This window comes from Pseudonocardia alaniniphila, assembly GCF_022524485.1.
Lineage (GTDB): Bacteria > Actinomycetota > Actinomycetes > Mycobacteriales > Pseudonocardiaceae > Pseudonocardia > Pseudonocardia alaniniphila.
Window position 1 is genome coordinate 50,217 of record NZ_JAKXMK010000046.1, and the last position, 23,193, is coordinate 73,409.

The window sequence follows — 23,193 nt, forward strand, 5'->3', positions numbered from 1 at the left end:
TCAGACGATGACCACCGGTGACGACCGGGCCGAGGATGCACCGTCCCTGCCGACGGTCATGCCCGACGCGCCTGCGTCCCGCAGCTGGCGCCGGGCTTTCGACGACCTCGGGCAGGGATGGCGGCAGCGTCCGCTGTGGGGGTACCTGGGCTGGCAGGACATCAAGCAGCGATACCGCCGCTCGGTGCTCGGGCCGCTCTGGATCAGCATCACCATGGCCGTTGTCGCCACGGCGATGGGCATCCTCTACGGCGCGCTCTTCGGCGAGGACATCCGCACCTTCCTGCCCTACGTCGCCACCGGCCTGCTGATCTGGTACTTCATCAACGGCTGCATCCTCGAGGGCAGCGAGGTCTTCATCGCCAACGAGGGGCTGATCCGGTTCCTGCCGGCGCCGCTGAGTCTCCACGTCTATCGGCTCGTCTGGCGCCAGACGCTGTTCTTCCTGCACAACCTCGTGGTGTGGGGCATCCTCGTCGCGATCTTCCGGCCGCCACTGGGCTGGACGCTCCTGCTGGCGATTCCCGCCTTCGCGCTGCTCATCGTCAACGGCGCATGGATCTCCGTGGTCACGGGCATCATCGCCACGCGGTTCCGGGACATCCCGCCGATCATCGCCAGCCTCGCGAACCTGCTCTTCTTCGTGACGCCGATCGTGTGGCAGTACAACACGCTGCTCGAGAACCCGGCGGTCGCCGAGCGCGCCAGGATCGCCGAGCTGAACCCCGTCCTGCACTACGTCGAGATCCTCCGCGAGCCGCTGCTGGGCGAGCCGATCGTGTGGCACCACTGGGCCGTGGTCGGCGTCATCACTGTGGCGGGCTGCATCGCGGCGCTCGTCTGTCTCCGTAACTACCGCTCCCGCGTCGCGTACTGGGTCTGAGGACGGCATGGTCAGCATCGATCTCGACGGCGCCGCCGTCGACTTCCCGATCTTCGACGCGAAGACGCGCTCGTTGAAGAAGGCCGTACTCGGCCGCGCAGGCGGCCGGATCGGCACCGACTCGAAGGTGCCCATCATCGAGGCGCTGCGCGACATCACGGTGTCCCTGCGCAAGGGCGACCGCGTCGCGCTCGTCGGGCACAACGGGGCAGGGAAGTCCACGCTGCTGCGGCTCATGTCGGGCATCTACGAACCCACCCGCGGGCGCTCCTCCGTGATCGGCAAGGTGGCGCCCGTCTTCGACCTGGCCGTCGGGATGGACCCTGAGATCTCCGGGCTGGAGAACATCCTCATCCGCGGCCTGTTCCTCGGCATGACGCGCAAGCAGATGGAGTCGCGGGTCGACGACATCGCAGCCTTCACCGAGCTCGGCGACTACCTCAAGATGCCGCTGCGCACCTACTCCACGGGTATGCGCGTGCGGCTCGCGCTCGGCGTCGTCACGAGCATCGATCCCGAGATCCTGCTGCTCGACGAGGGCATCGGCGCGGTCGACGCGGAGTTCCTCGCCAAGGCACGCGACCGGCTCAACGAGCTGGTGGAACGTTCCGGGATCCTGGTGTTCGCCTCGCACTCCGACGAGTTCCTCGCCGACCTGTGCGACACGGCCATCTGGATGGACCAGGGCACGATCCGCGAGCACGGCCCTCTCCGCGAGGTGCTGCGCAACTACAAGGGCCGTGACGTGCTGGCCGAGATCGAAGCGAGCCGGTGAACAACGAGCCGCTCGCGGCCGGCTCGGTCGTCGCGGTGGTGGTCACCCGCCACCGCACCGACATGCTGGTCGACTCGCTCGCAGCGCTCGCGAAACAGACCCACCCGATCGCTCACCTGATCGTCGTGGACAACGGGCCCGACAAGCCTGCCCGTGAGATCGTCGAGGCCTGTGGTCTGCCGGCCACCTGGCTGCCGTCCTGGAACAACCTCGGGGGTGCCGGCGGCTTCGCCCTCGGCATGCTCCATGCGCTCGCGATGGGCGCGGAGTGGATCTGGCTGGGCGACGACGACGGCCGGGCGGCCAACGAGACCGTGCTGGCCACCCTCGTCGACCTCGCGGAGCGCCGCGGCCTGGCCGCGGTGTCGCCCACCGTGGCCGACATGGACCATCCCGACCGTCTCGCGTTCGCGGTGCGCCGCGGCCTCACCTGGCACCGCTCGCGTGCCGCCCTCGCGGCCGACTCCGGGCACGGAGCCGACGACGAGCTGCTCCCCGGCGTCGCCGCGCTGTTCAACGGGGCGCTGTTCCGGGCTCGCACCCTCGATGTCATCGGGGTTCCCGACCTACGGCTGTTCGTCCGGGGCGACGAGGTGGAGATGCACCGCAGGCTGGTGCGTTCCTGCCTGCCGTTCGGCACGTCGCTCCGCGCCGCCTACCTGCACCCGGCAGGCTCCGAGGACGACAAGCCGATGCTCGGCGGACGGCTGCACGCCCGCGACCCCGACGATCCTGTGAAGCGCTACTACACCTACCGCAACCGTGGGTACCTGGTGTCCCAGCCGGGGATGCGCAAGGTCGGGCTGCTGGAGGTGCCGCGGTTCGCCTGGTACTTCCTGGTCACCAAGCGCAGCCCGCGCCAGTTCGTGCAGTGGGTGCGCCTGGTGCGCCAGGGACGTGCGGAGCGTTTCCACCGCGCCTGACCCTCAGCGGGTCCGTCACAGCTCGCCACAAGGCACTACACGATCGTGTGTGATGAGGATCACGACAAATTTATCGTATCTTTTTCTGCCGTTAGTCGTGTGGCCGGTTGAATGTCAACGAAATACGTCTAGTATCCTCAACGCAAGCCTCCGACCTGCGGATATGCTCCAACTCGACCGATCAAGGTTAAACCCTCGTTAACACCTCTAACCACCACTCCAGGTGATCGCTGTCTGTACCCCGCTGCTAATTTCGTCCCTCGATAGTGGTCAGAATCGGGGGAAAACGATGTGGGATTGGCTCCGCTTTCTGGAGCACTGGCAGCTCTTCCTGCCGGTCGGCATCATCGGCGGGATCTCGTGGTCGGTATGGCTGATCCGCAAAGTCATGTCAGCCGGATACCGCCCCCTCGTCAACGACTTCCGGACCACCACCTCGGTGGTCGTCCCGTCGTTCCGTGAGGACCCCGACGTCCTGATGCGCTGCCTCGACACCTGGCTCGCTCAGGGACCCACCGAGGTGATCATCGTTCTCGACGTGGAGGACCTCGAAGCCCGCGATCGGCTCATGGCGCGCCACGACCGGCGCATCCACGTCATGATGTTCGCCCACGAAGGCAAGCGCTCCGCGCTCGGTGTCGGCATCCGCGCCGCCCGCCACGAGGTCCTCGTCCTCACCGACTCCGACACCGCATGGGAACCCGGTCTGCTCGCCGCCGTGCAGATGCCCTTCGCCAACCCCAAGGTCGGCGCCGTCGGCACCCGGCAGAACGTCCACGAGCCGCGCAGCAGCGTCTGGCGCCGCGTTGCCGACTGGATCATCGACCTGCGATACATGGACTACGTGCCCGCCACGGCCCGCCGCGGCGGCGTCGTCTGCGTCTCCGGACGCACCGCGGCCTACCGCCGCTCGGCAGTGATGCCGGTGCTCGCGAACCTCGAGCACGAATACTTCCTCGGCAGGCGTTGCGTCGCGGGCGACGACGGCCGGCTGACCTGGCTGGTGCTCGCTCAGGGCTACCGCACCGAGCACCAGGACTCCGCGCGGGCGCTGTCGATGTTCCCCTCGACGTTCAAGGCGTTCTGCAAACAGCGCGTCCGCTGGAGCCGCAACTCCTACCGCTGCTACCTCACCGCTCTCTACAAGGGCTGGCTCTGGCGAGTCCCGGTGATCTCCCAGCTCACCGTGTTCCAGATCCTCTTCACGCCGGTCACCATGTTCGCGACGGTGTACTACCTCGTCGCCGCCTGGTTCAGCCCCCAGCGTGAGCTCGCCGTGATCCTCGGGCTCGCCTGGCTGTTCCTCGGGCGCGCCATCCGCAGCTTCTCCCACCTGCGCCGCACCCCGTCCGACATCGTCATCCTGCCGCTGGTGACCCTCGTGATCATGTTCGTCGCCCTGCCCATCAAGACCTGGGCGTTCCTGACCATGAACAAGCAGGGATGGCTCACCCGCCGCGCCGACCTCGTCGGCGGCGAGGGGCAGGACGAGGCCAGCCTGACGGAGGACAGCCGTGGCGCAGCCTGATCCAGCCGGTCCACGCACCGGCCGCAAGTGGCTCGTGCGGCTCGCAGCACTCGCCGTCGTCGGTGGCATCGCCGTGGCAGCCGTCCAGACGGGGATGGTGGAGCGGGTGCTCGGCCCCGACCTGTCCGACACCGGCAGCATGCTCGACGACGCCGAGGAGGCCGGAGTCGTCGAGGCGCCCACCGACGCCGAGGACACCAGCGCGCCCACCACCGAGGCTCAGCACCACCAGGCCACCCTCGTGGAGGCCGAGGACGACCGGCTCTTCGCGATCGTCAGCGACCGGCCGCCGTCCGATGTCCCCTACGAGGTGCCGGCCGCCGCCGGTCAGACCATGTCGACCATGGTCCTCACTCCCCGCCCTCAGCCCTACGACATGCCGTCGTTGGAGCGCCTCGGTGCAGCGGCCCGGCTTCCCGACGGATCGTGGCTGCTGAACCGCTCCGTGGTGGTCGGACGCGGCGCGGAGCTGCGGGTCCAGGAGCCTGGTGCGACGCTCCGTTTGGCCAGCGGCCCGGACGGGTTCGCCGCGCTGGTCGCGTTCAAGGGGACCTTGACGCTCTCCGGCGGCCCGGACGCACCGCTCACCGTCACGAGCTGGGACCCCGCGGCGAACGCGGCCGACACCGAGCGCAACGACGGCCGGGCCTACCTGCGCGCGGTCGGGGCCCGGATGGATCTCACCGAGGTCAACGCGGCCGACCTGGGGTTCTGGAGCGGCCGCACCGGCGGCGTTGCCTGGACCGGTAGCGCGGGCGCCCCGGCCACCGGTTCGGCCAATCACGTGCGCGTCGAACGCGGCCACTACGGGATCTTCACCAGCCGGGTCAACGACGTCGTCCTCAACGACGCGACGCTGCGCGACAACGAGCTCGACGGGCTGCTGCTGCACCGGGAGACGGCTGGCGTCGTCGCCACCGACGTCACGAGCACCGGCAACGGACGCGACGGCGTGACCGCCACCCGCGGGGCCGAGCGCATCACCCTCACCGAGGTGACAGCGGCGGACAACAAGGGCAACGGGTTCCGGATCGACGGCTCCCCGCTGGCAGCCGAAGCCACCGCAGGCGGGGCGAGCACAGCGCAGGGCGCCGGCTACACGATCGAACGCTCGACCGCCACGGGCAACGCCGAGGTGGGGATCCTCGCCGTCGAGGCGGGCGGGCTCAACGTTCGCGACAACACCGTCTCGGGCAACCGCGACGGGATCGTGGTGCGGGGCGTCACAGAGCGGCCTGCGATCACGGGCAACACCGTGGACGCCGCGGAGTTCGGCATCGCGGTGCGCGGTGGCATCCGAAACGCGCAGGTCACTGCCAACCGGGTCGGCTCCGCGGTCATCGCGGTGCAGGTCACCGACGCATCGGCGGCCGTGGAGCAGAACGAGGTGCGCGCCGCGTCCAGGTACGCCGTCTCGCTGGTCGGTGACGTCACCGGGTCGTCGGTCACCACCAACAAGCTCGGTGGCCGCGGGCTGGCGGCGCTCGACATCAACCGTGTCGGCATCACGGCCACCGTCGGCATCACCGCCAACGACGAGTCGCGGTGGACGGTCGACCGGGACGAGCTGCGCTACTGGCGCGACTACGCCGCCGACCACCCGCTGCTGCTGTTGTGGCTGCTCATCCTCGTGCTGCCGATCGCCGCCCGGGTGTGGCACAAGCGCCGTCGACGGCTGCGGGACGACCACGTGCACCCCTACGTCAACGTGCCGCCGGGCCCTCCGGTCCCGGGCAACAGCAACGTGATCACCTCGGTCGGCCGGCCCGCCCCGGTCGCACCACGGCCGATGCCACGCCCCGGCCCGCGGCCCCCCGTGCCGCCCCGCCCGGGGTCGGAGGAGGCGTCCGCCACCGTGGCGCTGCCGGTCACCCGCGTCACGGTCGTCTCCGGGAAGGGGGCTCGCAAGTGACGCCGGCGAACCACCCCGGACGGCGGCTGGCGAGGCTGGCCGGCGGGCTGGCCGCCGCGGTGGTGCTGGCAGGGGTCGCGGCGTGCGGCGCCGGCCCCGGCCCGGCACCACCCTCGCCGCCCCCGGCTCCCGCTCCGGCGCCCACGGCCGGATCCGCCTGTACCCAGAAGCCCACCACCGAGGTCCGCACCTCCGACGAGCTCGTCGAAGCACTCGCAGGGGCCCACCCGGGCTCGGTGATCGCCATGGCTCCCGGCACCTACCCCGGCACGTTCGTGGCCAGTGCCCAAGGCACCCCCGACAAGCCGATCGCCCTCTGCGGTTCGCGCGAGGCGATCCTCGACGGCGGAGCCATCGACGGGGACTACACGTTCCATCTCGACGGGGCGGCGTACTGGCAGCTGAGCGGGTTCACCGTCCGAGGCGGCCAGAAGGGCGTCATGGCCGACCGTGCGCAGGGCAACCTCATCGAGGGTCTTCTCGTGGAGGGCATCGGCGACGAGGCCATCCACCTGAGGCAGAACAGCACCGACAACGTGGTGCGCGACAACACCGTGCGACGCACCGGGCTGCGCAACGGCAAGTACGGCGAGGGCATCTACATCGGCAGCGCCGAAAGCAACTGGTGCGACCAGACCAACTGTGAACCGGACCGCAGCGATCGCAACATGATCGAGGGGAACACCATCTCCGAGACCACGGCGGAGTCGGTGGACATCAAGGAAGGCACCACCGGCGGCACGCTGCGCGGCAACACGTTCTCGGGCATCGGGATGACCGACGCCGACTCCTGGGTGGACGTCAAGGGGAACGGCTGGCAGATCACCGGCAACGTCGGCACCGACAGCCCGGAGGACGGGTTCCAGGTGCACGAGATTCTCGACGGCTGGGGCCTGGACAACACCTTCGAGAACAACAGCGCCACGGTCAACGCCGGTGGCTACGCGATCAACGTCACCAAGAACAAGGAACGGAACCGCGTCGGCTGCGACAACCGCAGCGTCGACGCCGGCCAGGGGCTGAGCCCCGAGGACTGCGGCTGAGCCGCCACGACCTCTCCAGACCATCCGAATCGAATCGAGAGGAGCCGATGTGTTCGCTCGACGGATCGCCGTCATCGGCACCGGCTACGTAGGACTGACCACCGGCGCTTGTCTGGCCTCGCTGGGCCACCACGTGGTGTGCGCCGACATCGACCCCGACAAGATCGACCGCCTCAGAGAGGGCGAGATCGACATCCTCGAGCCCGGGCTGCCCGAGCTCGTCTCCGAGGGGGTCGCCGCCGGCCGCCTCCAGTTCGTCCTCGGCGCCCGCAACGCGATCGTGCGCCCCGACGAGCCCCCGGTCGAGGTGGTGTTCCTCTGCGTCCCGACTCCGATGGGCGAGGGCGGCGCCGCCGACCTCCGTGCCGTGGAGGCGGTGGCCAACGAGGTGCGCCACCTGCTGCCGAAGGGCTGCGTGGTGGTCAACAAGTCGACGGTGCCGGTCGGCACCGCCGAGGCCACCCGGAAGATGCTGGGCCGCCGTGACGTGTCCGTCGTGAGCAACCCGGAGTTCCTCCGGGAGGGCAGCGCGGTGCACGACTTCCTCCACCCCGACCGGATCGTGGTCGGCAGCGACGCCCAGGACGCCGCGGAGCGCGTGGCCGCCCTGTACTCCAAGCTCGGAGCCCCCACCCAGCTCACCGACGCGGCCAGCGCCGAGATGGTGAAGTACGCCGCGAACTGCTTCCTGGCGATGAAGCTGTCCTACGTCAACGCGCTCGCCGACCTGTGCGAGCGTCTTGGTGCCGACGTCATCGAGGTCACCGAGGGCATGGGCTACGACCGGCGCATCGGGCAGACCTTCCTCTCACCCGGGCCGGGCTGGGGAGGTTCCTGCTTCCCGAAGGACACCCACGCCCTGCTGCAGATCGCCGCGGCCGCCGGGATGGACTTCGAGCTGGTCGGGGCGAGCCTGCGGACCAACGAGACCACCCAGAGGCGCGTGGTCGACAAGGTCCGCGCCGCGGTGGGAGGCCAGCTCGCCGGGAAGCGGATCGGGCTGCTCGGCCTCACCTTCAAGGCAGGCACCGACGACCTTCGCGACTCACCGTCGCTCGCCGTCGCGAAGCTGCTGCGCGACGAGGGGGCCGAGCTCTCCGGTTACGACCCGGCCTGCCCGCATGACGTGCCGGGCGTGACCAGCGGGATCACCGTCGTCGACGACCCGCTGGACGCCTCGAAGGACGCTGCGGCGCTGGTGGTTCTCACCGAGTGGCCGCAGTTCCGCTCGCTCGACTGGAACGCGCTGGGCGGCGTGATCGGGTCTCCCATGGTGATCGACACCCGCAACCTGCTGGACCCCGACGTGCTCCGCCGGGCCGGTTTCGCGTGGATCGGGCTCGGCCGCAGCTGACGCACCACCGGTTCGGCGGCCATCGGCCGCCGGACCGGAAACCGCGGTCCTAGTGTCGGAAGACGACCGTGCGGAGCATCACGAAGTTGATGGCCGTGGCGGTGCCCTGGGCTATCACCCAGGCGATGCTCACCCGCAGCGGGATGGCAGGCAGCACGGCGAGCATGAGCGCGTTCATCCCGATGTTCAGGGCGAATGTGGTGCCGTAGAGCAGAACGAAGCCCGCGAACCTGGCGCGGCCCGCGCCGTCGACCGTGAAGGTGAAGCGCCGGTTGAGCAGGTACGCGGTGGTGGTGCCGAGGATGAAGCTGATGGCCTTGGCGACGTGCACGTAGGTGCCGAGCGCGAGGAGCCCCTGGTAGCTGCCGAAGTCGACCAGCGCGGACAGCACGCCGATGGCGACGAACCGGCTCAGCTGCGCAACCAGGCCGAGCTCGGCCGGTGCTGGGCGGGTCGCGGTCACAAGAGCAGAGTATCGGCCGGGTCCGCCCGCCCTGTCCCTCCCCCGATGGGCCGGGTGCACGGATCGTGACGGCGCGGCACGATCACCGGGTGACCACAGAGACCGATGACGGCACCCCCACCGGGGTGCGTGCCCTCGCCGACGACTACGTCCGCCGCCTCGCCGACCTCGACACCAGGGTCGCGACCTCGCTGGGCACCCACCCCGGCGACGACCGGGTACCCGACCTGTCCCCCGACGGCCAGCAGGCCATCGACGATCTCGCGAACACGGTGCTGGCGGGGCTGCCGACGGCCGCGGTGGCCGGTGAGGACGACCGGCGTTGCGCCCGGCTGCTCCGCGAGCGCCTCGAGGCCCAGCTCGCCGTGAGCGACGCGGGTGAGCACCTGCGGCAGGTGCGCAACATCTTCGGGCCGCATCAGCAGGTCCGGCAGCTGTTCGAACTGATGCCCACGGTCACGGCGGACGACTGGGCGGTCGTGGCGCGCCGGATGGCGAAGGTGCCGCAGGCGTATGCGGGGTACATCGCGTCGCTCACCGAGGGGTCACGTCGGGGCCTGCACGCTGCGCCGCGACAGGTCGAGACGGCCGTCGGTCAGCTCGACGCGTGGTTCGCCGATCCACGGGGTTCCTGGTTCCACGGCTTCGTGGCGGACGCACCCGAGGACATCGCGCCCGCGGTGCGTACCGCGCTGGACGAGGCGGCCGGGGCCGCCGCCACTGCCGCCACCGAGCTGCGCGACCACCTCGCCGGCGTGTACCTCCCGGCGGCGCAGGGCACGCCGGACGCCGTCGGCGCCGAGCGCTACCGGCTCGGCGCCCGGCTGAGCACGGGCTCGGACCTCGATCTCGCCGACGCCTACGAGTGGGGCTGGGACGAGTTCCGCCGTCTCGACGAGGAGATGCGCCGCGAGGCGGACACGATCGTGCCGGGCGCCGGGCCGATCGCCGTGATGCGCCACCTCGACGAGAACGGTGAGGCCGTCGACGGCGTGGAGGAGATCCGCGTCTGGTTGCAGAAGATGATGGACACGGCGATGGACGAGCTCGCCGGCACCCACTTCGACATCCCGGCGCCGGTCCGCACCGTCGAAGCCATGATCGCTCCGTCCGGCAGCGCCGCCGCGCCGTACTACACGCGTCCGTCGCTCGACTTCTCCCGGCCCGGCCGCACCTGGCTGCCGACACTCGGCGCGACCCGGTTCCCGCTCTGGGGCCTGGTCAGCACCTGGTACCACGAGGGCGTTCCCGGCCACCACCTGCAGCTCGCCCAGTGGGCGCATCTCGCCGACCAGCTCTCGACGTTCCAGACCACCATCGGGTCGGTGTCGGGCAACACCGAGGGCTGGGCGCTCTACGCCGAGCGGCTGGCCGACGAGCTCGGCTACCTGACCCTGCCCGGCACGCGGCTGGGGTACCTCGACGCGCAGCAGATGCGCGCGATCCGGGTGGTGATCGACATCGGCATGCACCTGCAGCTGGAGGTTCCCGCGAACTCGCCCGTCCACGCGGGCAAGACCTGGACCCCCGAGGTCGCACGCGAGTTCTTCGGCGCCTTCTGCGGACGGCCCAGCGCGTTCCTGGACAGCGAGATCGTGCGCTACCTCGGCTGGCCGGGCCAGGCGATCAGCTACAAGCTCGGGGAACGCGCCTGGCTCGCCGGCCGGGATGCAGCCAGAGCCGCACGGGGCGCGGACTTCGACCTCAAGTCCTGGCACGCCGCCGCACTGTCGCTCGGCAGCCTCGGCCTGGACGACCTCACGGACGAGCTCGCCCGGCTCTGACCGGTCGGCGGGTCAGAAGTAGTGGCCCGCCAGCCGGTAACGCCTGCGCACCGTCACCGAGCCCATCCCGGCCCGGCCGTGCACCACGAAGTGGGGCACGCCGGGCCGCCGGATGGACGGGACGCTGCTCTTGACCGTGCCCATCGTGGCCACGACGCGATCGATGTCGGCGGTGGCCTCGTCGGGCACGAGGAGCCGCGCAGAGCCCGCACCGAGATCCACCTCGATGTCGATCACCGGGTGGCGCAGCGTGGTGTCGCAGAAGTCGAGGACCACCGAGCCCATCGCGCTCTGCAGGCGCAGCCGGGCCGGCACGTCCCAGGCGCCACGACGCTTGATGGTGGACGCTCCGGTGCGCAGCACCACAGCAGGCGCATCAGGCGCCTCGAGGGGCCGGGACGCGGCGATCGCCGCCTGGTGCGCTCCCGGTAGGTCGGCCAGTGGCGGGCGGAGATCCGCCTCGTATCTGGCCGCATACACCACCGTGAGTCGCTCCTCCAGCTCCGAGACCGTGATCCGGCCCTCGGCGAGTGCCTGGTGGAGCTGGGCGGCCGCGCGCTCCCGGTCGGCGTCGGAGATCCTGAGTCCCGGCGGGTCCGGCGGCGTGCTCACCACAGCAGGATAGTGCTGACACCAGGCCGAGTACTGATTACTCCCGGTGCGCAGATGCGCCTGCGCCGCCCGCGGGCAGGCCGGGCGTTCCACGGGGTGGAGCGGCGGCCGCGATCTCTACGGGGAGTAGCCTGACGCGGATGTCCGGAACGGCGAGTCTCCGCGGCTGGGGACGCACCGCGCCCACGATGGCGCAGGTGCTGACACCCAGGTCCATCGACGACGTCAGCGCTGCGGTCACGGCAGCGGGTCCGCGCGGGATCATCGCCCGCGGCCTCGGGCGCTCCTACGGTGATCCCGCACAGAACGCCGGCGGCATCGTGCTCGACATGACCGGTCTCGCCACCATCCACTCGATCGACGCCGGCAGCGGAATCGTCGACCTCGACGCCGGGGTCAGCCTCGACGCCCTGATGCGCGCCGCGCTCCCGCACGGTCTGTGGGTCCCGGTGCTCCCCGGCACCCGGCAGGTCACGATCGGCGGGGCGATCGGGGCGGACGTCCACGGCAAGAACCACCACACCAAGGGCAGCTTCGGCAACCACGTCCTGTCGCTCGACCTGATCACCGCCGACGGATCACTCCGCACGCTCACGCCGGACGGCCCGGACGCCGAGCTGTTCTGGGCCACCGTCGGCGGCATGGGCCTCACCGGCATGGTCGTGCGCGCCAGGGTGCAGCTGCACCGCACGGAGTCGGCGTACTTCGTGGTCGACACCGACCGCACCGCCGACCTCGACGAGCTGATGGCGCTGCTCACCGACGGCTCCGACGACACGTACGGCTACTCCGCCGCCTGGTTCGACACCACCACCACCGGCGCCCAGCTCGGCCGGGCCGTGCTCACCCGCGGCTCGCTCGCCACCGTCGACCAGCTGCCGGTGAAGCTACGCAACGACCCCCTGAAGTTCGACGCGCCGCAGCTTCTGTCGTTCCCGGACGTCTTCCCCAACGGCCTCGCCAACCGCTTCACGCTGCGGGCGTTCAGCGAGCTCTGGTACCGCAAGGCCCCCAAGCGCCAGCGCGGCTCGATCCAGAACATCACGAGCTTCTACCAGGTGCTCGACCTGTTCGGAGACTGGAACCGGGTATTCGGCTCGCGCGGCTTCCTGCAGTACCAGTTCCTGGTGCCGTTCGGCGAGGAGCCGACGTTCCGCCGGATCGTCGAGCGGATCGCCACCTCGCCGCACGCGTCCGGCCTCAACGTGCTCAAGCGGTTCGGCGACGGCAACGCGGCACCGCTGTCGTTCCCGCAGCCGGGCTGGACGATCACCGTGGACTTCCCGATCGCCCGCGGCCTGCACCACTTCTGCGACGGGCTCGACGAGCTCGTGCTCGCTGCGGGCGGGCGGCTCTACCTCGCCAAGGAGTCCCGGGCGAGCGCGGAGACGATCCGGCGCTGCTACCCGCGCTTCGACGAGTGGCGCAAGGTGCGCGACAACGCCGACCCCTCCGGGGTCTTCACATCCGACATGGCCAGGCGGCTGGAGCTGACGAACTGATGATCGACGCCGTGGGCAACCCCCAGAGCGTGCTGCTGATGGGCGGAACCTCGGAGATCGGGCTGGCCGTCGTGGAGGCCTTCGCCTCCGACCGGCCGCTGCGCGTGGTGCTCGCCGCCCGGCCGTCCGAGCGGCTGGACGCCGCGCGCGCCCGGCTGGAGAAGCTCGGCTGCGCCGTCGAGACGCTCCCGTTCGACGCCCTCGCCCTCGACACCCACGCGGACGTGGTGCGCAAGGCCTTCACCGGCGGCGACATCGACGTCGCGCTCGTCGCGTTCGGGCTGCTCGGCGACAACGAGCAGGCGTGGACCGACGTCGACACCGCCGTCGAGCTGGCGCAGGTCAACTACACGGCAGCGGTCTCGGTGGGCGTCGCGCTCGGCGAGCGGCTGCGCGCCCAGGGCCACGGTTCGCTGGTGGCGTTCTCCTCGGTCGCGGGTGAGCGCGCCCGCCGCTCGAACTTCGTCTACGGCTCCACGAAGGCCGGGATGGACGCCTTCTACTCCGGCCTCACCGAGGCCCTGCGCCCGTCCGGCGTGGTCGTCACGGTCGTGCGGCCGGGCTTCGTGCACACGAAGATGACCGAGGGCCGCAAGCCCGCCCCGCTGTCCACCACCCCCGGCGCCGTCGCCGCCGTCGTGGTCGACGCGGTGCGCAACCGTCGCGAGCTCGTCTGGTCTCCCGCCCCGCTCCGCGTGCTGATGAGCGTGCTGCGCCACCTGCCGCGTGCGGTGTTCCGCCGCATCCCGGGCTGACGCGTACACCCGCTCCGGTGAGCTGACGGAGCCGCCGTCACCACGTACCGGCAGAGCGCGCCGTCCAGCTCGTCCACGACACGCTGACCGTCGGAGATCTGCCGATTCGGCTGGCCCGGCTGTCCGGTGATGATCGTCATTCGGGGCCTCGTAGCCGTGTATTGCCCGGTTTCCGACCCCGATCTGCTGATCATGGTCAGGAGCCGGTCCGAATGCCCGGCGCGGCGGGGCCGGCCTGCCCGATGATCAACAATTGGCGCCGCGCAGACGTTCGAGCGCAGCCCGTCACGGGACCGCCTGACCGCTAGCGGCCCGCCGGCCGGATTCGCTCAGCCGGCCACGACGGCGGTTCGGGCTCGCCCGCGTCGCCGGTCACCGGCTTCAGATCGGGCACGACACCGTCCCAGAAGTACTCGACCCTGACGACCCTCCCGGCTTCTGCGCCCGGGTCGTCCACTGGGTCGTAGAAGAGCGACTCGGTGTAGGCGGGCAGGCGGGTCTTCGGGTCGACGTAGTAGACGGCCTCCACCTGGTGGGAGGCAACACCCGCATTGCCCGGCATGAGTACGTGCGACTTCCACCTCGCCCCGATCGCCCGGAACGACCAGATCAGGCGCATCATCCCGTCCTGGTTCCCGTCCCGGTCGAGAGATCTCAGGACGAACGGCATCCGGACGTACTGCCGACCGTCACGCTCGACCAGCGAGAGCTTTCCGACGTCGAGGTAGTCGGGGTAGTCCTCGTGGATCGCGCCCACGAACGCCGTCGCCTCGTCCGGTGTGAGGCCGGCGGTCAGCACCCCGTCGCTCACGGCGCCGATGATCTCGAGGGTGCTGCTCGCGTTACCGAACACGCCGTCGGTGCTGATCGCACAGCTGCGATCCACCTCGGACCACGTCTTGTCCAACGTATCCAGCAGATAGATCCTGCCGTCATCGCAGATGGTGTTGAAGCCGTCCAGCTCGTGATAGGCGAAGTCGTTGGTGCGGAAGTCGATGCCGCCGTCGCTGACCGCGGCACGGTAGTCGCCGCCGGTCATGTACAACGGCAGGTCCGCCGCGGTCTCCATCCGGACGTGCAGCACGGGTTGGGTGAGCAGAGCGACCATGCTCTCGTCGAGAAGCTGCCCCGCACTCACCTTGACGAGATCGGCGTCGGTCAGTGGCTCGGCCCTGTCCAGCGGGCCCGCCGGAGGGTGCACCAGGTCGACCGGCGCGGCCTGTCCGGGCACTTCCCTCTCCCACACGGAGCACGCAGTCGTGCTGCCGGCAGCGAGTAGAGCCGCGACCAGCAGGACGAGCGGTCGGGCCTGTCCACGGTTCCGAGGCGGGCGTCGCATATCGCCCATGTCGCTGCTGTCCCCCCATGCACGTACCAACCCCACAAATGGATCTTGCGCTCCGGGTGAGGCGCTGATCGCACGGGGGTCAGGGACGGACCGATGTCGAGAACATGGCGCCGCCTACGACCTGTTCGCGACGGTGCCCGCCCGGGCGGCCGCGTTCCGGAGGAGTCGATCCGTGAAGTACATGCTGATCATGCAGGTGAACCCCGCGGCGTTCGATGCGCTGACCGAGGAGCAGCGTGAGCAGGTGATGACCGGCCACGGCGCGTTCATGGAGACGATCAAGGCGTCCGGCGAGATGGTGGAGACGCACGCCCTCGCCGATCCCGCCCAGAGCGTCGCGGTGCGCGGGCGAGGCAGCGTGCCCGTCGTGACCGACGGCCCGTTCGTGGAGACCAAGGAGTTCATGGGCGGCTTCTACGTCGTGGAGTGCGCGACCCGCGAGCGGGCGATCGAGCTCGCCGGCCTGATTCCGGACTCCTCGGTCGACGGGCTGGGCGTCGAGGTGCGGCCGATCGTGTTCTCGGCCGGTCCGCAGTAGCTGCGACGGTGCCGGCCTCCTGCCCGCGGCACATCGGGCAGGAGGCCGGCTGCTCAGCCCCCCGCGTTCAGATATCCCCCGCGCACGTAGAGGGCACGTTCGTAGTCGTCGACGTTCGCCGGCGCCCGCCGCTGGGCGTTGATCAGCGCGGCAGCCAGCACCCCGTTCCGAGTGCCCAGGGCGGGTCGGCGCGGCACGGAGAACTCGGCTGACTCCGCCGCCTTCTCGGTGGGGCGGATCTCGCTGTTCGTGCGGTCGGCGAGTGTGCGGCGCGCGGCTGCGATACGGGCGGCGGTAGCCGTCTGGTGGCCCACGCTGGGCCAGCCGGCGGCGGACCCACCGACGGCACGATGGCGAGGCGCCTTCGACACCGATTCCACCTCGGCAGGCACCAGCTTGCGCATCCGCCGCCGCGCGGGCTCCTCCACCGCGTGATAGGCGAGGGCCGCCACGCCGATGGTCGAGACGAACACCAGAGCCCCGGCGACGTAGGCGAGGACGGTGTCCGGTCCGAGCAACGAGAACTTCCGCAGTGCCAGCCAGTAGATCTCGAACATCGGGATGTGCACGAGGTAGAGGCTGTAGGAGATGCGGCCGCCGTAGACGGCCCACGGCGCCGACAGCACCAGCGCGGGACCCCGGTCGGCCAGGGCCAGCGCGCCGACCAGCAACGGGAACAGCATGATCACCGCGCCGCCCCGGCCTGGACCGATCAGCTCACCGAGCAGGAGCCCACCCGCGATCATCAGCGGAAGCACCACCGCGAACGTCGACGCGCTGCGCCGTGCCCTCGACGACATCCGGAGCGTCCGACGGACGGCCAGGTACATCAGCGCCCCACCGCTGAATCCGCAGAGGATGCGCACCACCCAGCTCCACGGGTAGTACGGGCTGCCGGTGGAGAGGTACGCCCACGCGACCGGAGCCATCAGCGCCACGGCTGCGACGCCGAGCACCACGGCAGGGAGGTTGCGCATCCGGAAGAGCACGAGCACGCCGACGGGGAAGAGCAGGTAGGCCAGCCACTCGGCGCTGATGGACCAGGTGGGGCCCACCCAGGACGCCCCGTCGAAGAACGCGTTGTCCCAGAGCTGAACCATGAACAGCTGCTGGATGTACTGCCCGACCCCGAGCTCGGGCTGAACGGCCTGGAACGCGATCTCGGAGTCCGAGCCGAACACCATGCGGGCCATCAGCCACAAGCCGAACAGGTGGAACACCACCGCGTACACGGGCCAGATGCGACAAGCCCGCGCCCAGACGAACCGCGTGGTGGCGCCGATGCGCAGCGCGGGCCCCAGCTTGTCCATGTACGTGTAAGCGATCACGAACCCGCTGAGGACGAAGAACAGGTCGACGCCGAGGGCGCCCGCTGTGACCAACGGCCCGAGCGTCGCCGCGACCTCGGCCACTCCCGGCAGCGGGGTGAAATGGAAGTGGAACAGCACGACCCAGATCGCTGCGACGATCCGCAGCCCCGTCAGACCCTTGAGCTCGCCGGTGAGAACACCGCGACTGCCGCACGGGGTGGTGACCTGCTGGCCTGCTCTCGTCACGCTGAGAAAACGAGGCCTTTCGTCGCCGCGGTTCGCCTACCAGCCAGAACGTACCGTGTTGGCCCGGGCTGTCACTGCGTGCTGGCGTGTCGTAGGGCCGACCGGGTGGCAGTACGGGGCCCCGTTCAGCACACTGTGCAACCGGTGACCACTCTCCGCTACCACCGGTCCATGTGCAGAACGGTATCGAGCGGCTCGCGTGTCGCGGGCTTGAACGTGTCGCCGGTGTAGTAGGCGGTGGGCAGGAGGACGCCCTGCCGCACGTTCAGCGGGATCCCGAGCAGCTCGGAGATCTCCTTCTCGTATCGCAGATGCAGGGTGGTCCAGGCGCTTCCGAGCCCACGGGCGCGGGCGGCCAGCTGGAAGCTCCACGCGGCCGGGAGCAGCGAGCCCCACAGGCCTGCCTGGTTGCTCGCCGGCAGCTCCTCTCCCGCCTCGATACAAGCGATGACATGCACCGGGACATCGCCCATCCGCTCCGCGAGGTACTCGGCGGAGCTCGTCACCCTCGCCTGCACGGCGCGGCGCTCGTCGCTGTGCTCGGAAACGTCGCCGCCGTAGGTCGGGGAGTTGCGGTAGCGATCGAACGCCTGCTGGTAGTACTTGCCGATCTCGGCCCGCAGCCCGGGGTCGGTGACGACCATCCAGTGCCAGCTCTGCCGGTTGCCTCCGGTGGGGGCCTGCACGGCGACCTCCACGCACTCCCGCACGAGCTCGATCGGTACCGGCCTGTCCAGATCGAGGCGCTTACGGACGGACCGCGTGGTGCTGAGGAGTTCGTCGGGAGACAGCGGCAGAGTCATGTGCCGATCATGCCTCCGCACCGTGCGGACCGTCAGCGTCATTCGGCTACGCGGCACTCCGCGGCAGCGCGCGGGTCACGGGGGTACCGGTAGGACGTGCGCTCCCACGCCCCGGTCAGGTTGTCCCAGAACCGCTGTGCGGTGAGCGGGGCCCGCACCGAGTCGAGCAGTTCCTGCGTGCGCGGACATGCGAGGGCGGCGCGGGCCGCGGTGACACCGCCAGGGTCGACGAATCCGGTGTCACCGGTGATGCCGCTGTCGGCGAGGAACCACTCGGGCGGCAGGTCCTTGTCGTGGCCGATGCGCCCGTCCGGCAGGCCGGTGGCGTGCGCGGCGATCGGGTTGGTGAGCCCCACGCCGTCGAGCACGGTGGTGGACAGCGGCGCGAGCTCGCCCGTGACGCCGAGGTTCAGCCAGACGATCGTGTCGCGGGCCTGGTCGGCCGGCTTCGGGAACAGCCACCAGCGGAGCCCGTCGTCGCCTGGCCCGGCCACTCCCAGCGATGGCGCGGACGCATCGCGGAGGGCTGCGACCCCCTCGGGTGCCACGGGGTGGTCGAGGAAGTTTTCGCTGGTCACGGGGTTGGGCTCGCCGACCAGCACCACGTAGTAGAGGCGTTCGTTGGCGATCCAGTTGGGGCCGAGCGTGTCGTAGGCGGGTCGCATGCCCAACACACAGGCCAGCGCCCACACCGCCATCCCGATCGCGGGAAGCGCGGTCCACCGGGTGAACGGCAGCGCCATGACCGGCAGCACCAGGCAGAACAGGGCGGGGAGCAGCATCCGGCCGTGCATGAAGTCGCCGCCCACCCTGGTGACGTAGAGGGCGAGCAGCGCAGCACCCAGCACGGGCACGACCAGCACCAGGACGGTGGCGAGGCGCATCCGGCCCGAGGGCCGCGGAGCGGCACCCCGGCGCCCGCACAGAACCGCCACCACACCGATGAGCAGCACCAGCAGCGGGATCCACAGGCGATACGGCTCGATCAGGTCGAGCAGGTAGTACACGCCCTGCTGCCAGCGGGCCACGCTCGCTTCCTTGGCCAGCGCCGTGGACGGCACCAGCAGTCCGTAGAAGCCGGCCCGGAACACCTCGTAAGCCAGCGGCACCGCGACGGCCACCGCCGCGAGCCCGACGAGGCGACGCCACCCCCGCCGGAGCTCCAGCGCCACCAGCGCGACCGCCACGAGCAGCCCGAACAGCGCGAGGTCGGGGCGCACGAGCGGCGCGAGCCCGAGCACGAGGGCGAGCGGCCATGCCCGGCCCGCGTTCCCGGTGCGCGCGGCGACAAGGCGGCCGACGAGCAACCACCACGTGAAACCGAGCCACCCGACGATCAGGCCGGTCTCCAGCCCTGACGTGCCGAAGTCCCAGAACGGCGGCAGGGAGACCACGACGAGCGCCCCGAACGGGATCATCAGCCGCCCGCCGGCGAAGAGCCGCCGCGATGCGTCGAGCCCGAAGCCGACGCCGGAGACCGACAGCACGAGCCCGAGAACCACAGCCGCCCAGTTGAGCGACAGCCACGGCACCATGCCCGGGATCGCCAGGATCGCGGTCCACAGCGTGGAGGTGTTCGCCTCGACACGCTCGCCGACGTTGAAGACCGGCCCCTCGCCCGCGACCAGCTGGCGGACGGTCCGCAGGACGATCAGCCCGTCGTCACTCATCCAACGCCGGTGCCAGATCAGCGTGGCGAAGACCAGCAGCGTCACCCCGAACAGCGCAAACGTCCACGGGGTCCGAGCGGAGGGAATCGGCCTGGGGCCCGGTTCAGCGGCCGCTGGGCCCGCCTGCAGGACAGTGCTCATCGCTGGCCCTCGCTGCGCTCGGCCGACGCCTCGCGAAGGCGCTGTGACACCGATTCGCTCGCAAGCTCGCTCATCGCTCGCCCTCGCTGCGCTCGGCCGGCCCATCGGGAGACGTCACTGCGCGCGGACGCTGTGTCACTGATTCGCCGGCAAGCTCGCTCACCCGGACTCCCCCCACGCGCCCAGATGCCCGGCGCTCGCCGAAAGCGGACATCATCATGGTGCCGGGCACCACTGGGAGGGGAACGTCCGGGTCAGGACGAAGCGGGAGCCTCCAGGACGAAGACGGATGATTCGCCGGAGCCCGGGCGCAGGAACAGGCGCCCTGCCAGGAACTGTGCGAGCGCCGGACCGGCGTGCAGCCCGGCGTCGACGAGCTTCGGGAGCTTGCCGTACGGCACGTTCCACAGCCCGTCGCTGCCCTCACGCACCACGGTGAAGCCCGCGTCGGCGAGGACCGTGCGCCACTCGCGGTGGGGCTTGAGGTTGACGTGCGTGGGGTCGCGGTAGCCGTTCCAGCCGTCACCGGCCAGGGCACGGCCCTTGCCGGCAGGGTCCGGCATGACGACCAGCGCCCGCCCGCCCGGCACCAGCACCCGGCGCCAGCAGGCGAGCACCGCCGCGACCGTCTCGTCGTCGAGGTGCTCCAGCACGTGAACGGCCGTGAGGCCACGGAAGGCGCCGCCCGGGATCGCGTCGAGCGTGGTGTACACGTCGCAGCCCGGCGCGGTCTCCCGGGCCATGCGGGCCGAGTAGGGCGAGATCTCGAAGCCGGACGCCGGTCCGTGCGCGGCGAGCCTGCGCAGCAGGTGGCCGGTGCCGCAGCCGAAGTCGAGGTAGGGACCCTGGCCGAGGTAGCGCCGGACCATCCGGACGTACCAACGCAGTGCAGGCCGGTCGCCTGCCTGACCGTTGTTGTCGTAGTAGTCCGCGTCGTAGTGGTCGGGCGAGCCGGCGACTGGCTCGAACTCCGTGCTCATCTGGTGCTCCTGAGGTGGTGTGCCGCCTTGTCGATCAGGACCTCGTAGCCGTCGAGCACTGCGGAGACCGAGAACGCGCGGTGTGCGTGTGCCGCTCCTGCCGCGCGGTCGGGCGGGTTGGCCTGGAAGGCCTGCAGCGCGCGGGTGATCGCCGCGGCGTCTCCAGGCGGGACGACGGTACCGAAACCGGTCTGCGCCACCGGCTGCCGGACGCCCGGGATGTCGCTGGAGAGCACGGGGACACCGGCCAGCATCGCGACGGCCTGCACGATGCCGAACGCCTCGAAGGCGTTGACCGACGGCAACGTGAAGACGTCCAACGACGCGTAGAAGTCACCGATCCGCTGCTCGGGGACGAACCCCATCAGCCGGATCCGGTGGTCGTCGCCGATCGCCTCCCGCACCTGGTCGACGACGCTGCCGCCGGCGACGTGGGTGAAGTCGCCGCCGATCAGCAGGCGGGCGTCGGGATCGGGCAGCGCGCGGAAGCCGCGGACCAGGTACTCGAGACCCTTCTCACGCACGATCCGGCCCAGGAAGCCGACGTGCAGCCCGTCGGTCTCGCGGTAGCTCGGCTCGCCCGTGGGCGGCGGCGAGCACGGTGGCGGGACGACGACCATCGACGGCTCGATCGAGGGCCACATGCGGCTGTTCCGGGCGTAGTCCTCGCTGGTGACGGTCACGACGGCCGAGCGGGACATCGCGAGCCGGTTCGACGCGTCGACGACGAGCCGCTGCGCGGTGTTGACCAGACCGGGCGGCAACGTCACGTCGCAGTGGTAGGTCGACACGATCGGGGTGCGCATCCCCGCGGCGATCGCCCCGGCCTCCAGCATAGGCAGCTGGAGCGAGCCCACCGCGGCCCTTCCCATCGCGGCGCGGGCCAGGCGCACGAACTGCGGGCTGATCACTCCGCGGCCGAGCCGGAGGAGCACCGGGGCACGCAGTACGCGCACCCCGTTGATCTCCTCCTCACGCGGCAACGACGTGTCGTAGCGGCTGGTGACCACGGTGACCCGCTTGCCGCGGGCGGCGAGACCCTCGGCGATGTCCCGCGCCATGTTCGTGAGGCCCGAGACGTACGGGGCGTAGTAGGTCAGCGCGATGACGAGGTCGTCGCGGCGCATGCCGACGCGGCGACCGGGGCGGTCTCGATGCGGCTCCTCAGGCGACACTCTGCAGCTCCCGTTCCCGTCGGCCGCTCAGCACCAGCGCGGTGGCCACGAGCCACCCCACGAGGGATCCGAGCAGGAAGGCCAGTTCGGCGCGCAACAGCAGGTCCGGCACCAGCGCGAGCACCACCCCGGCGACGAGCAGCCCGGACAGCCAGCTCCACGCCACCAGCTTGTGTCGCACGGACGCGACGAGCACCTGCGTGACGAGCACCAGCCCGATGTAGGTAGCGACCCCCACGGCGAGCAGGGCGATGTGCGATCCGGGCAGGACGTACGAGGCGCCGAAGATCAGCTGGACGAGCCACGGACCGAGCAGGTACCCCAGCCCGAAAGCGGCTGCAGCCAGCACGAGCAACCCCAGCGACAGCCTGCGGACCAGGCGGTGGAGCGCCACGCGGTCGCCCGAGTGCAGGATCGAGGTGAACATCGGCAGCAACGCGGTCTGCAGCGGGACCACCAGGAACAACGGGATCCGGGCGAGCGTGAACGCCGCCAGGAACTGGCCGGCGCGCGTCACGTCCACCTGGTTCTGTGCGAGCACCGGCACGAGCACCGGCGGCCCGTTGAGCAGCAGCTGTGCGCAGAGCGATCCCATCAGCAGCGGCGCGACCGCGCCCCAGATCGTCCGGGGGGTGAGCCAGCCGGCGGCGGGGTCGGGTTCGGTGGCGGCACGGGTACGGCGGCGCAGCAGCGAGAGCAGCTGCGGGGCGTGCGCCAGCCCGATGGCCACGACCAGCGTCCACGCGAAGGCAGGGCTGCCCGGGGTGGCCACCAGCGACGCGACGAGCGCGGCCAGGCCGACCCTCAGGGCGGAGTCGAGGAGCATGATCGCCGCGTGCCGGCCCATCCGGTCCATTCCGATGAGCGCGCCGCGCACCACGAACTGACCGGCCGACACGAGGCACAGCACGCCCATCGCCACGACGGTGACGGCCTGGCCGCCGAACGCCCTCGACAGCACCGGCCAGCCGAGCGCGACCACCGCGAGCATCGCGACTGCCATGGTCGCCGCCGTGAGCAGGACGGCGCGGAGCACACCGAGCGGCCTGCCGGGCGTCTGCAGCAGGCGGGCGGTCTCCTGCTCGATGGACAGGAACATGCCGAACCCGGCTACCTGCGCAAGCGACCAGAAAGCGCCGAAATAGGCGTACTCGGCGGCCGTGAGGCTGCGCGCGACGATCGCGAGATAGACATTGAGGAGCAGACCGGACGCCACGATCCCGAGGACGACGAGCCCGACAGACCGAAAACGGGTGCCGGGTGCGCTGGCCAGGACCGGAACCTTCCGCTCGAAGTCGTCAGGAGGCCCGATTATGCAACTTCCATCGGCTTGTCGCGGGTTCAGGCTCGGGTCGCCGGGCACCGTCGAGTCGTCGGTTGGGCCGGTCAGGGGTGGCTGCGCGGACGACGCGGGCCGCTCACGTCCGACTCGCCCGACCCGGTGACCG

20 protein-coding genes are annotated in these 23,193 nt (G+C 70.6%); 11 read left to right on the forward strand and 9 right to left on the reverse strand.

The features are described from left to right. The first annotated feature begins 58 nt into the window (after positions 1-58). From wzm to MMF94_RS38525, 7 genes are all read left to right on the forward strand, one after another. Positions 59-883 carry a galactan export ABC transporter permease subunit Wzm/RfbD gene (wzm, locus tag MMF94_RS38495; protein WP_241042440.1) on the forward strand — a complete coding sequence of 275 codons (825 nt, stop codon included), beginning with the start codon at positions 59-61 and terminating at the stop codon, positions 881-883. A 7-nt stretch (positions 884-890) separates the two neighbouring features. Beyond that, the gene (gene wzt / locus MMF94_RS38500) at positions 891-1,658 is read left to right on the forward strand and encodes a galactan export ABC transporter ATP-binding subunit Wzt/RfbE (protein ID WP_241042415.1); all 768 of its coding nucleotides are present in this window, start codon (positions 891-893) and stop codon (positions 1,656-1,658) included. Beyond that, positions 1,655-2,581 carry a galactofuranosyltransferase GlfT1 gene (gene glfT1 / locus MMF94_RS38505; protein WP_277398923.1) on the forward strand — a complete coding sequence of 309 codons (927 nt, stop codon included), beginning with the start codon at positions 1,655-1,657 and terminating at the stop codon, positions 2,579-2,581. The genes wzt and glfT1 overlap by 4 nt, the downstream gene beginning before the upstream one ends. A 289-nt stretch (positions 2,582-2,870) precedes the next feature. Further along, a complete protein-coding gene (locus tag MMF94_RS38510) occupies positions 2,871-4,109 on the forward strand; it encodes a glycosyltransferase (protein WP_241042416.1) in 1,239 nt (412 codons plus the stop codon). Continuing rightward, positions 4,096-6,021, forward strand: coding sequence for a right-handed parallel beta-helix repeat-containing protein (locus tag MMF94_RS38515; protein ID WP_241042417.1), 1,926 nt, complete (start codon positions 4,096-4,098; stop codon positions 6,019-6,021). Before MMF94_RS38510 ends, MMF94_RS38515 begins: the two co-directional genes overlap by 14 nt. Next, positions 6,018-7,064, forward strand: coding sequence for a right-handed parallel beta-helix repeat-containing protein (locus tag MMF94_RS38520; RefSeq protein WP_241042418.1), 1,047 nt, complete (start codon positions 6,018-6,020; stop codon positions 7,062-7,064). The genes MMF94_RS38515 and MMF94_RS38520 overlap by 4 nt, the downstream gene beginning before the upstream one ends. Positions 7,065-7,113: 49 nt before the next feature. Next, positions 7,114-8,418 carry a UDP-glucose dehydrogenase family protein gene (locus MMF94_RS38525; protein WP_241042419.1) on the forward strand — a complete coding sequence of 435 codons (1,305 nt, stop codon included), beginning with the start codon at positions 7,114-7,116 and terminating at the stop codon, positions 8,416-8,418. Positions 8,419-8,467: 49 nt separating this feature from the next. Here the strand turns inward: MMF94_RS38525 and MMF94_RS38530 are convergent, their stop codons facing one another. Then, a complete protein-coding gene (locus MMF94_RS38530; RefSeq protein ID WP_241042420.1) occupies positions 8,468-8,881 on the reverse strand; it encodes a GtrA family protein in 414 nt (137 codons plus the stop codon). Between the two features lie 89 nt (positions 8,882-8,970). Between MMF94_RS38530 and MMF94_RS38535 the strand changes: the two genes are divergently transcribed. Next, on the forward strand, positions 8,971-10,665 hold the full coding sequence (locus tag MMF94_RS38535; protein ID WP_241042421.1) for a DUF885 domain-containing protein: 1,695 nt from the start codon (positions 8,971-8,973) through the stop codon (positions 10,663-10,665). A 12-nt stretch (positions 10,666-10,677) separates the two neighbouring features. On the opposite strand, the gene MMF94_RS38540 is transcribed toward MMF94_RS38535, so the two are convergent. After that, complete coding sequence (locus MMF94_RS38540; protein WP_241042422.1) at positions 10,678-11,277, reverse strand: DUF1707 SHOCT-like domain-containing protein; 600 nt, start codon at positions 11,275-11,277, stop codon at positions 10,678-10,680. A gap of 140 nt (positions 11,278-11,417) precedes the next feature. Here MMF94_RS38540 and MMF94_RS38545 point away from each other — a divergent pair, with 140 nt between their 5' ends. Continuing rightward, on the forward strand, positions 11,418-12,779 hold the full coding sequence (locus MMF94_RS38545; RefSeq protein ID WP_241042423.1) for a decaprenylphosphoryl-beta-D-ribose oxidase: 1,362 nt from the start codon (positions 11,418-11,420) through the stop codon (positions 12,777-12,779). Continuing rightward, complete coding sequence (locus tag MMF94_RS38550) at positions 12,779-13,534, forward strand: decaprenylphospho-beta-D-erythro-pentofuranosid-2-ulose 2-reductase (RefSeq protein WP_241042424.1); 756 nt, start codon at positions 12,779-12,781, stop codon at positions 13,532-13,534. Before MMF94_RS38545 ends, MMF94_RS38550 begins: the two co-directional genes overlap by 1 nt. A 304-nt stretch (positions 13,535-13,838) precedes the next feature. Here MMF94_RS38550 and MMF94_RS38555 read toward each other — a convergent pair whose 3' ends face one another. Further along, positions 13,839-14,765 carry a hypothetical protein gene (locus tag MMF94_RS38555; RefSeq protein WP_241042425.1) on the reverse strand — a complete coding sequence of 309 codons (927 nt, stop codon included), beginning with the start codon at positions 14,763-14,765 and terminating at the stop codon, positions 13,839-13,841. A gap of 289 nt (positions 14,766-15,054) precedes the next feature. On the opposite strand from MMF94_RS38555, the gene MMF94_RS38560 reads away from it, so the two are divergent. After that, positions 15,055-15,420 (forward strand): YciI family protein, encoded by a 366-nt coding sequence (locus MMF94_RS38560; RefSeq protein WP_241042426.1) that lies wholly within the window; start codon positions 15,055-15,057, stop codon positions 15,418-15,420. A gap of 53 nt (positions 15,421-15,473) precedes the next feature. On the opposite strand, the gene MMF94_RS38565 is transcribed toward MMF94_RS38560, so the two are convergent. The 6 genes from MMF94_RS38565 to MMF94_RS38590 all read right to left on the reverse strand — a co-directional run bounded on the left by MMF94_RS38565 (position 15,474) and on the right by MMF94_RS38590 (position 22,961). Next, positions 15,474-16,976 (reverse strand): acyltransferase family protein, encoded by a 1,503-nt coding sequence (locus tag MMF94_RS38565; protein WP_241042427.1) that lies wholly within the window; start codon positions 16,974-16,976, stop codon positions 15,474-15,476. 158 nt (positions 16,977-17,134) lie between these two features. After that, positions 17,135-17,779, reverse strand: coding sequence for a nitroreductase family protein (locus MMF94_RS38570; RefSeq protein ID WP_241042428.1), 645 nt, complete (start codon positions 17,777-17,779; stop codon positions 17,135-17,137). Positions 17,780-17,817: 38 nt separating this feature from the next. After that, positions 17,818-19,494 (reverse strand): arabinofuranosyltransferase AftB family protein, encoded by a 1,677-nt coding sequence (locus MMF94_RS38575; RefSeq protein ID WP_241042429.1) that lies wholly within the window; start codon positions 19,492-19,494, stop codon positions 17,818-17,820. 350 nt (positions 19,495-19,844) lie between these two features. Further along, positions 19,845-20,570, reverse strand: coding sequence for a class I SAM-dependent methyltransferase (locus MMF94_RS38580; protein WP_241042430.1), 726 nt, complete (start codon positions 20,568-20,570; stop codon positions 19,845-19,847). Next, a complete protein-coding gene (locus MMF94_RS38585; RefSeq protein WP_241042431.1) occupies positions 20,567-21,745 on the reverse strand; it encodes a glycosyltransferase family 4 protein in 1,179 nt (392 codons plus the stop codon). Before MMF94_RS38585 ends, MMF94_RS38580 begins: the two co-directional genes overlap by 4 nt. After that, the gene (locus MMF94_RS38590) at positions 21,735-22,961 is read right to left on the reverse strand and encodes a lipopolysaccharide biosynthesis protein (RefSeq protein ID WP_241042432.1); all 1,227 of its coding nucleotides are present in this window, start codon (positions 22,959-22,961) and stop codon (positions 21,735-21,737) included. Before MMF94_RS38590 ends, MMF94_RS38585 begins: the two co-directional genes overlap by 11 nt. Positions 22,962-23,193 lie beyond the last annotated feature (232 nt).

Coding starts and splice junctions, on each gene's coding strand:
- MMF94_RS38510 (WP_241042416.1), top strand. CDS start 2,871: ATGTGGGATTGGCTCCGCTTTCTGGAGCACTGGCAGCTCTTCCTGCCG.
- wzt (WP_241042415.1), top strand. CDS start 891: ATGGTCAGCATCGATCTCGACGGCGCCGCCGTCGACTTCCCGATCTTC.
- MMF94_RS38545 (WP_241042423.1), top strand. CDS start 11,418: ATGTCCGGAACGGCGAGTCTCCGCGGCTGGGGACGCACCGCGCCCACG.
- MMF94_RS38550 (WP_241042424.1), top strand. CDS start 12,779: ATGATCGACGCCGTGGGCAACCCCCAGAGCGTGCTGCTGATGGGCGGA.
- wzm (WP_241042440.1), top strand. CDS start 59: ATGCCCGACGCGCCTGCGTCCCGCAGCTGGCGCCGGGCTTTCGACGAC.
- MMF94_RS38580 (WP_241042430.1), bottom strand. CDS start 20,570: ATGAGCACGGAGTTCGAGCCAGTCGCCGGCTCGCCCGACCACTACGAC.
- MMF94_RS38570 (WP_241042428.1), bottom strand. CDS start 17,779: ATGACTCTGCCGCTGTCTCCCGACGAACTCCTCAGCACCACGCGGTCC.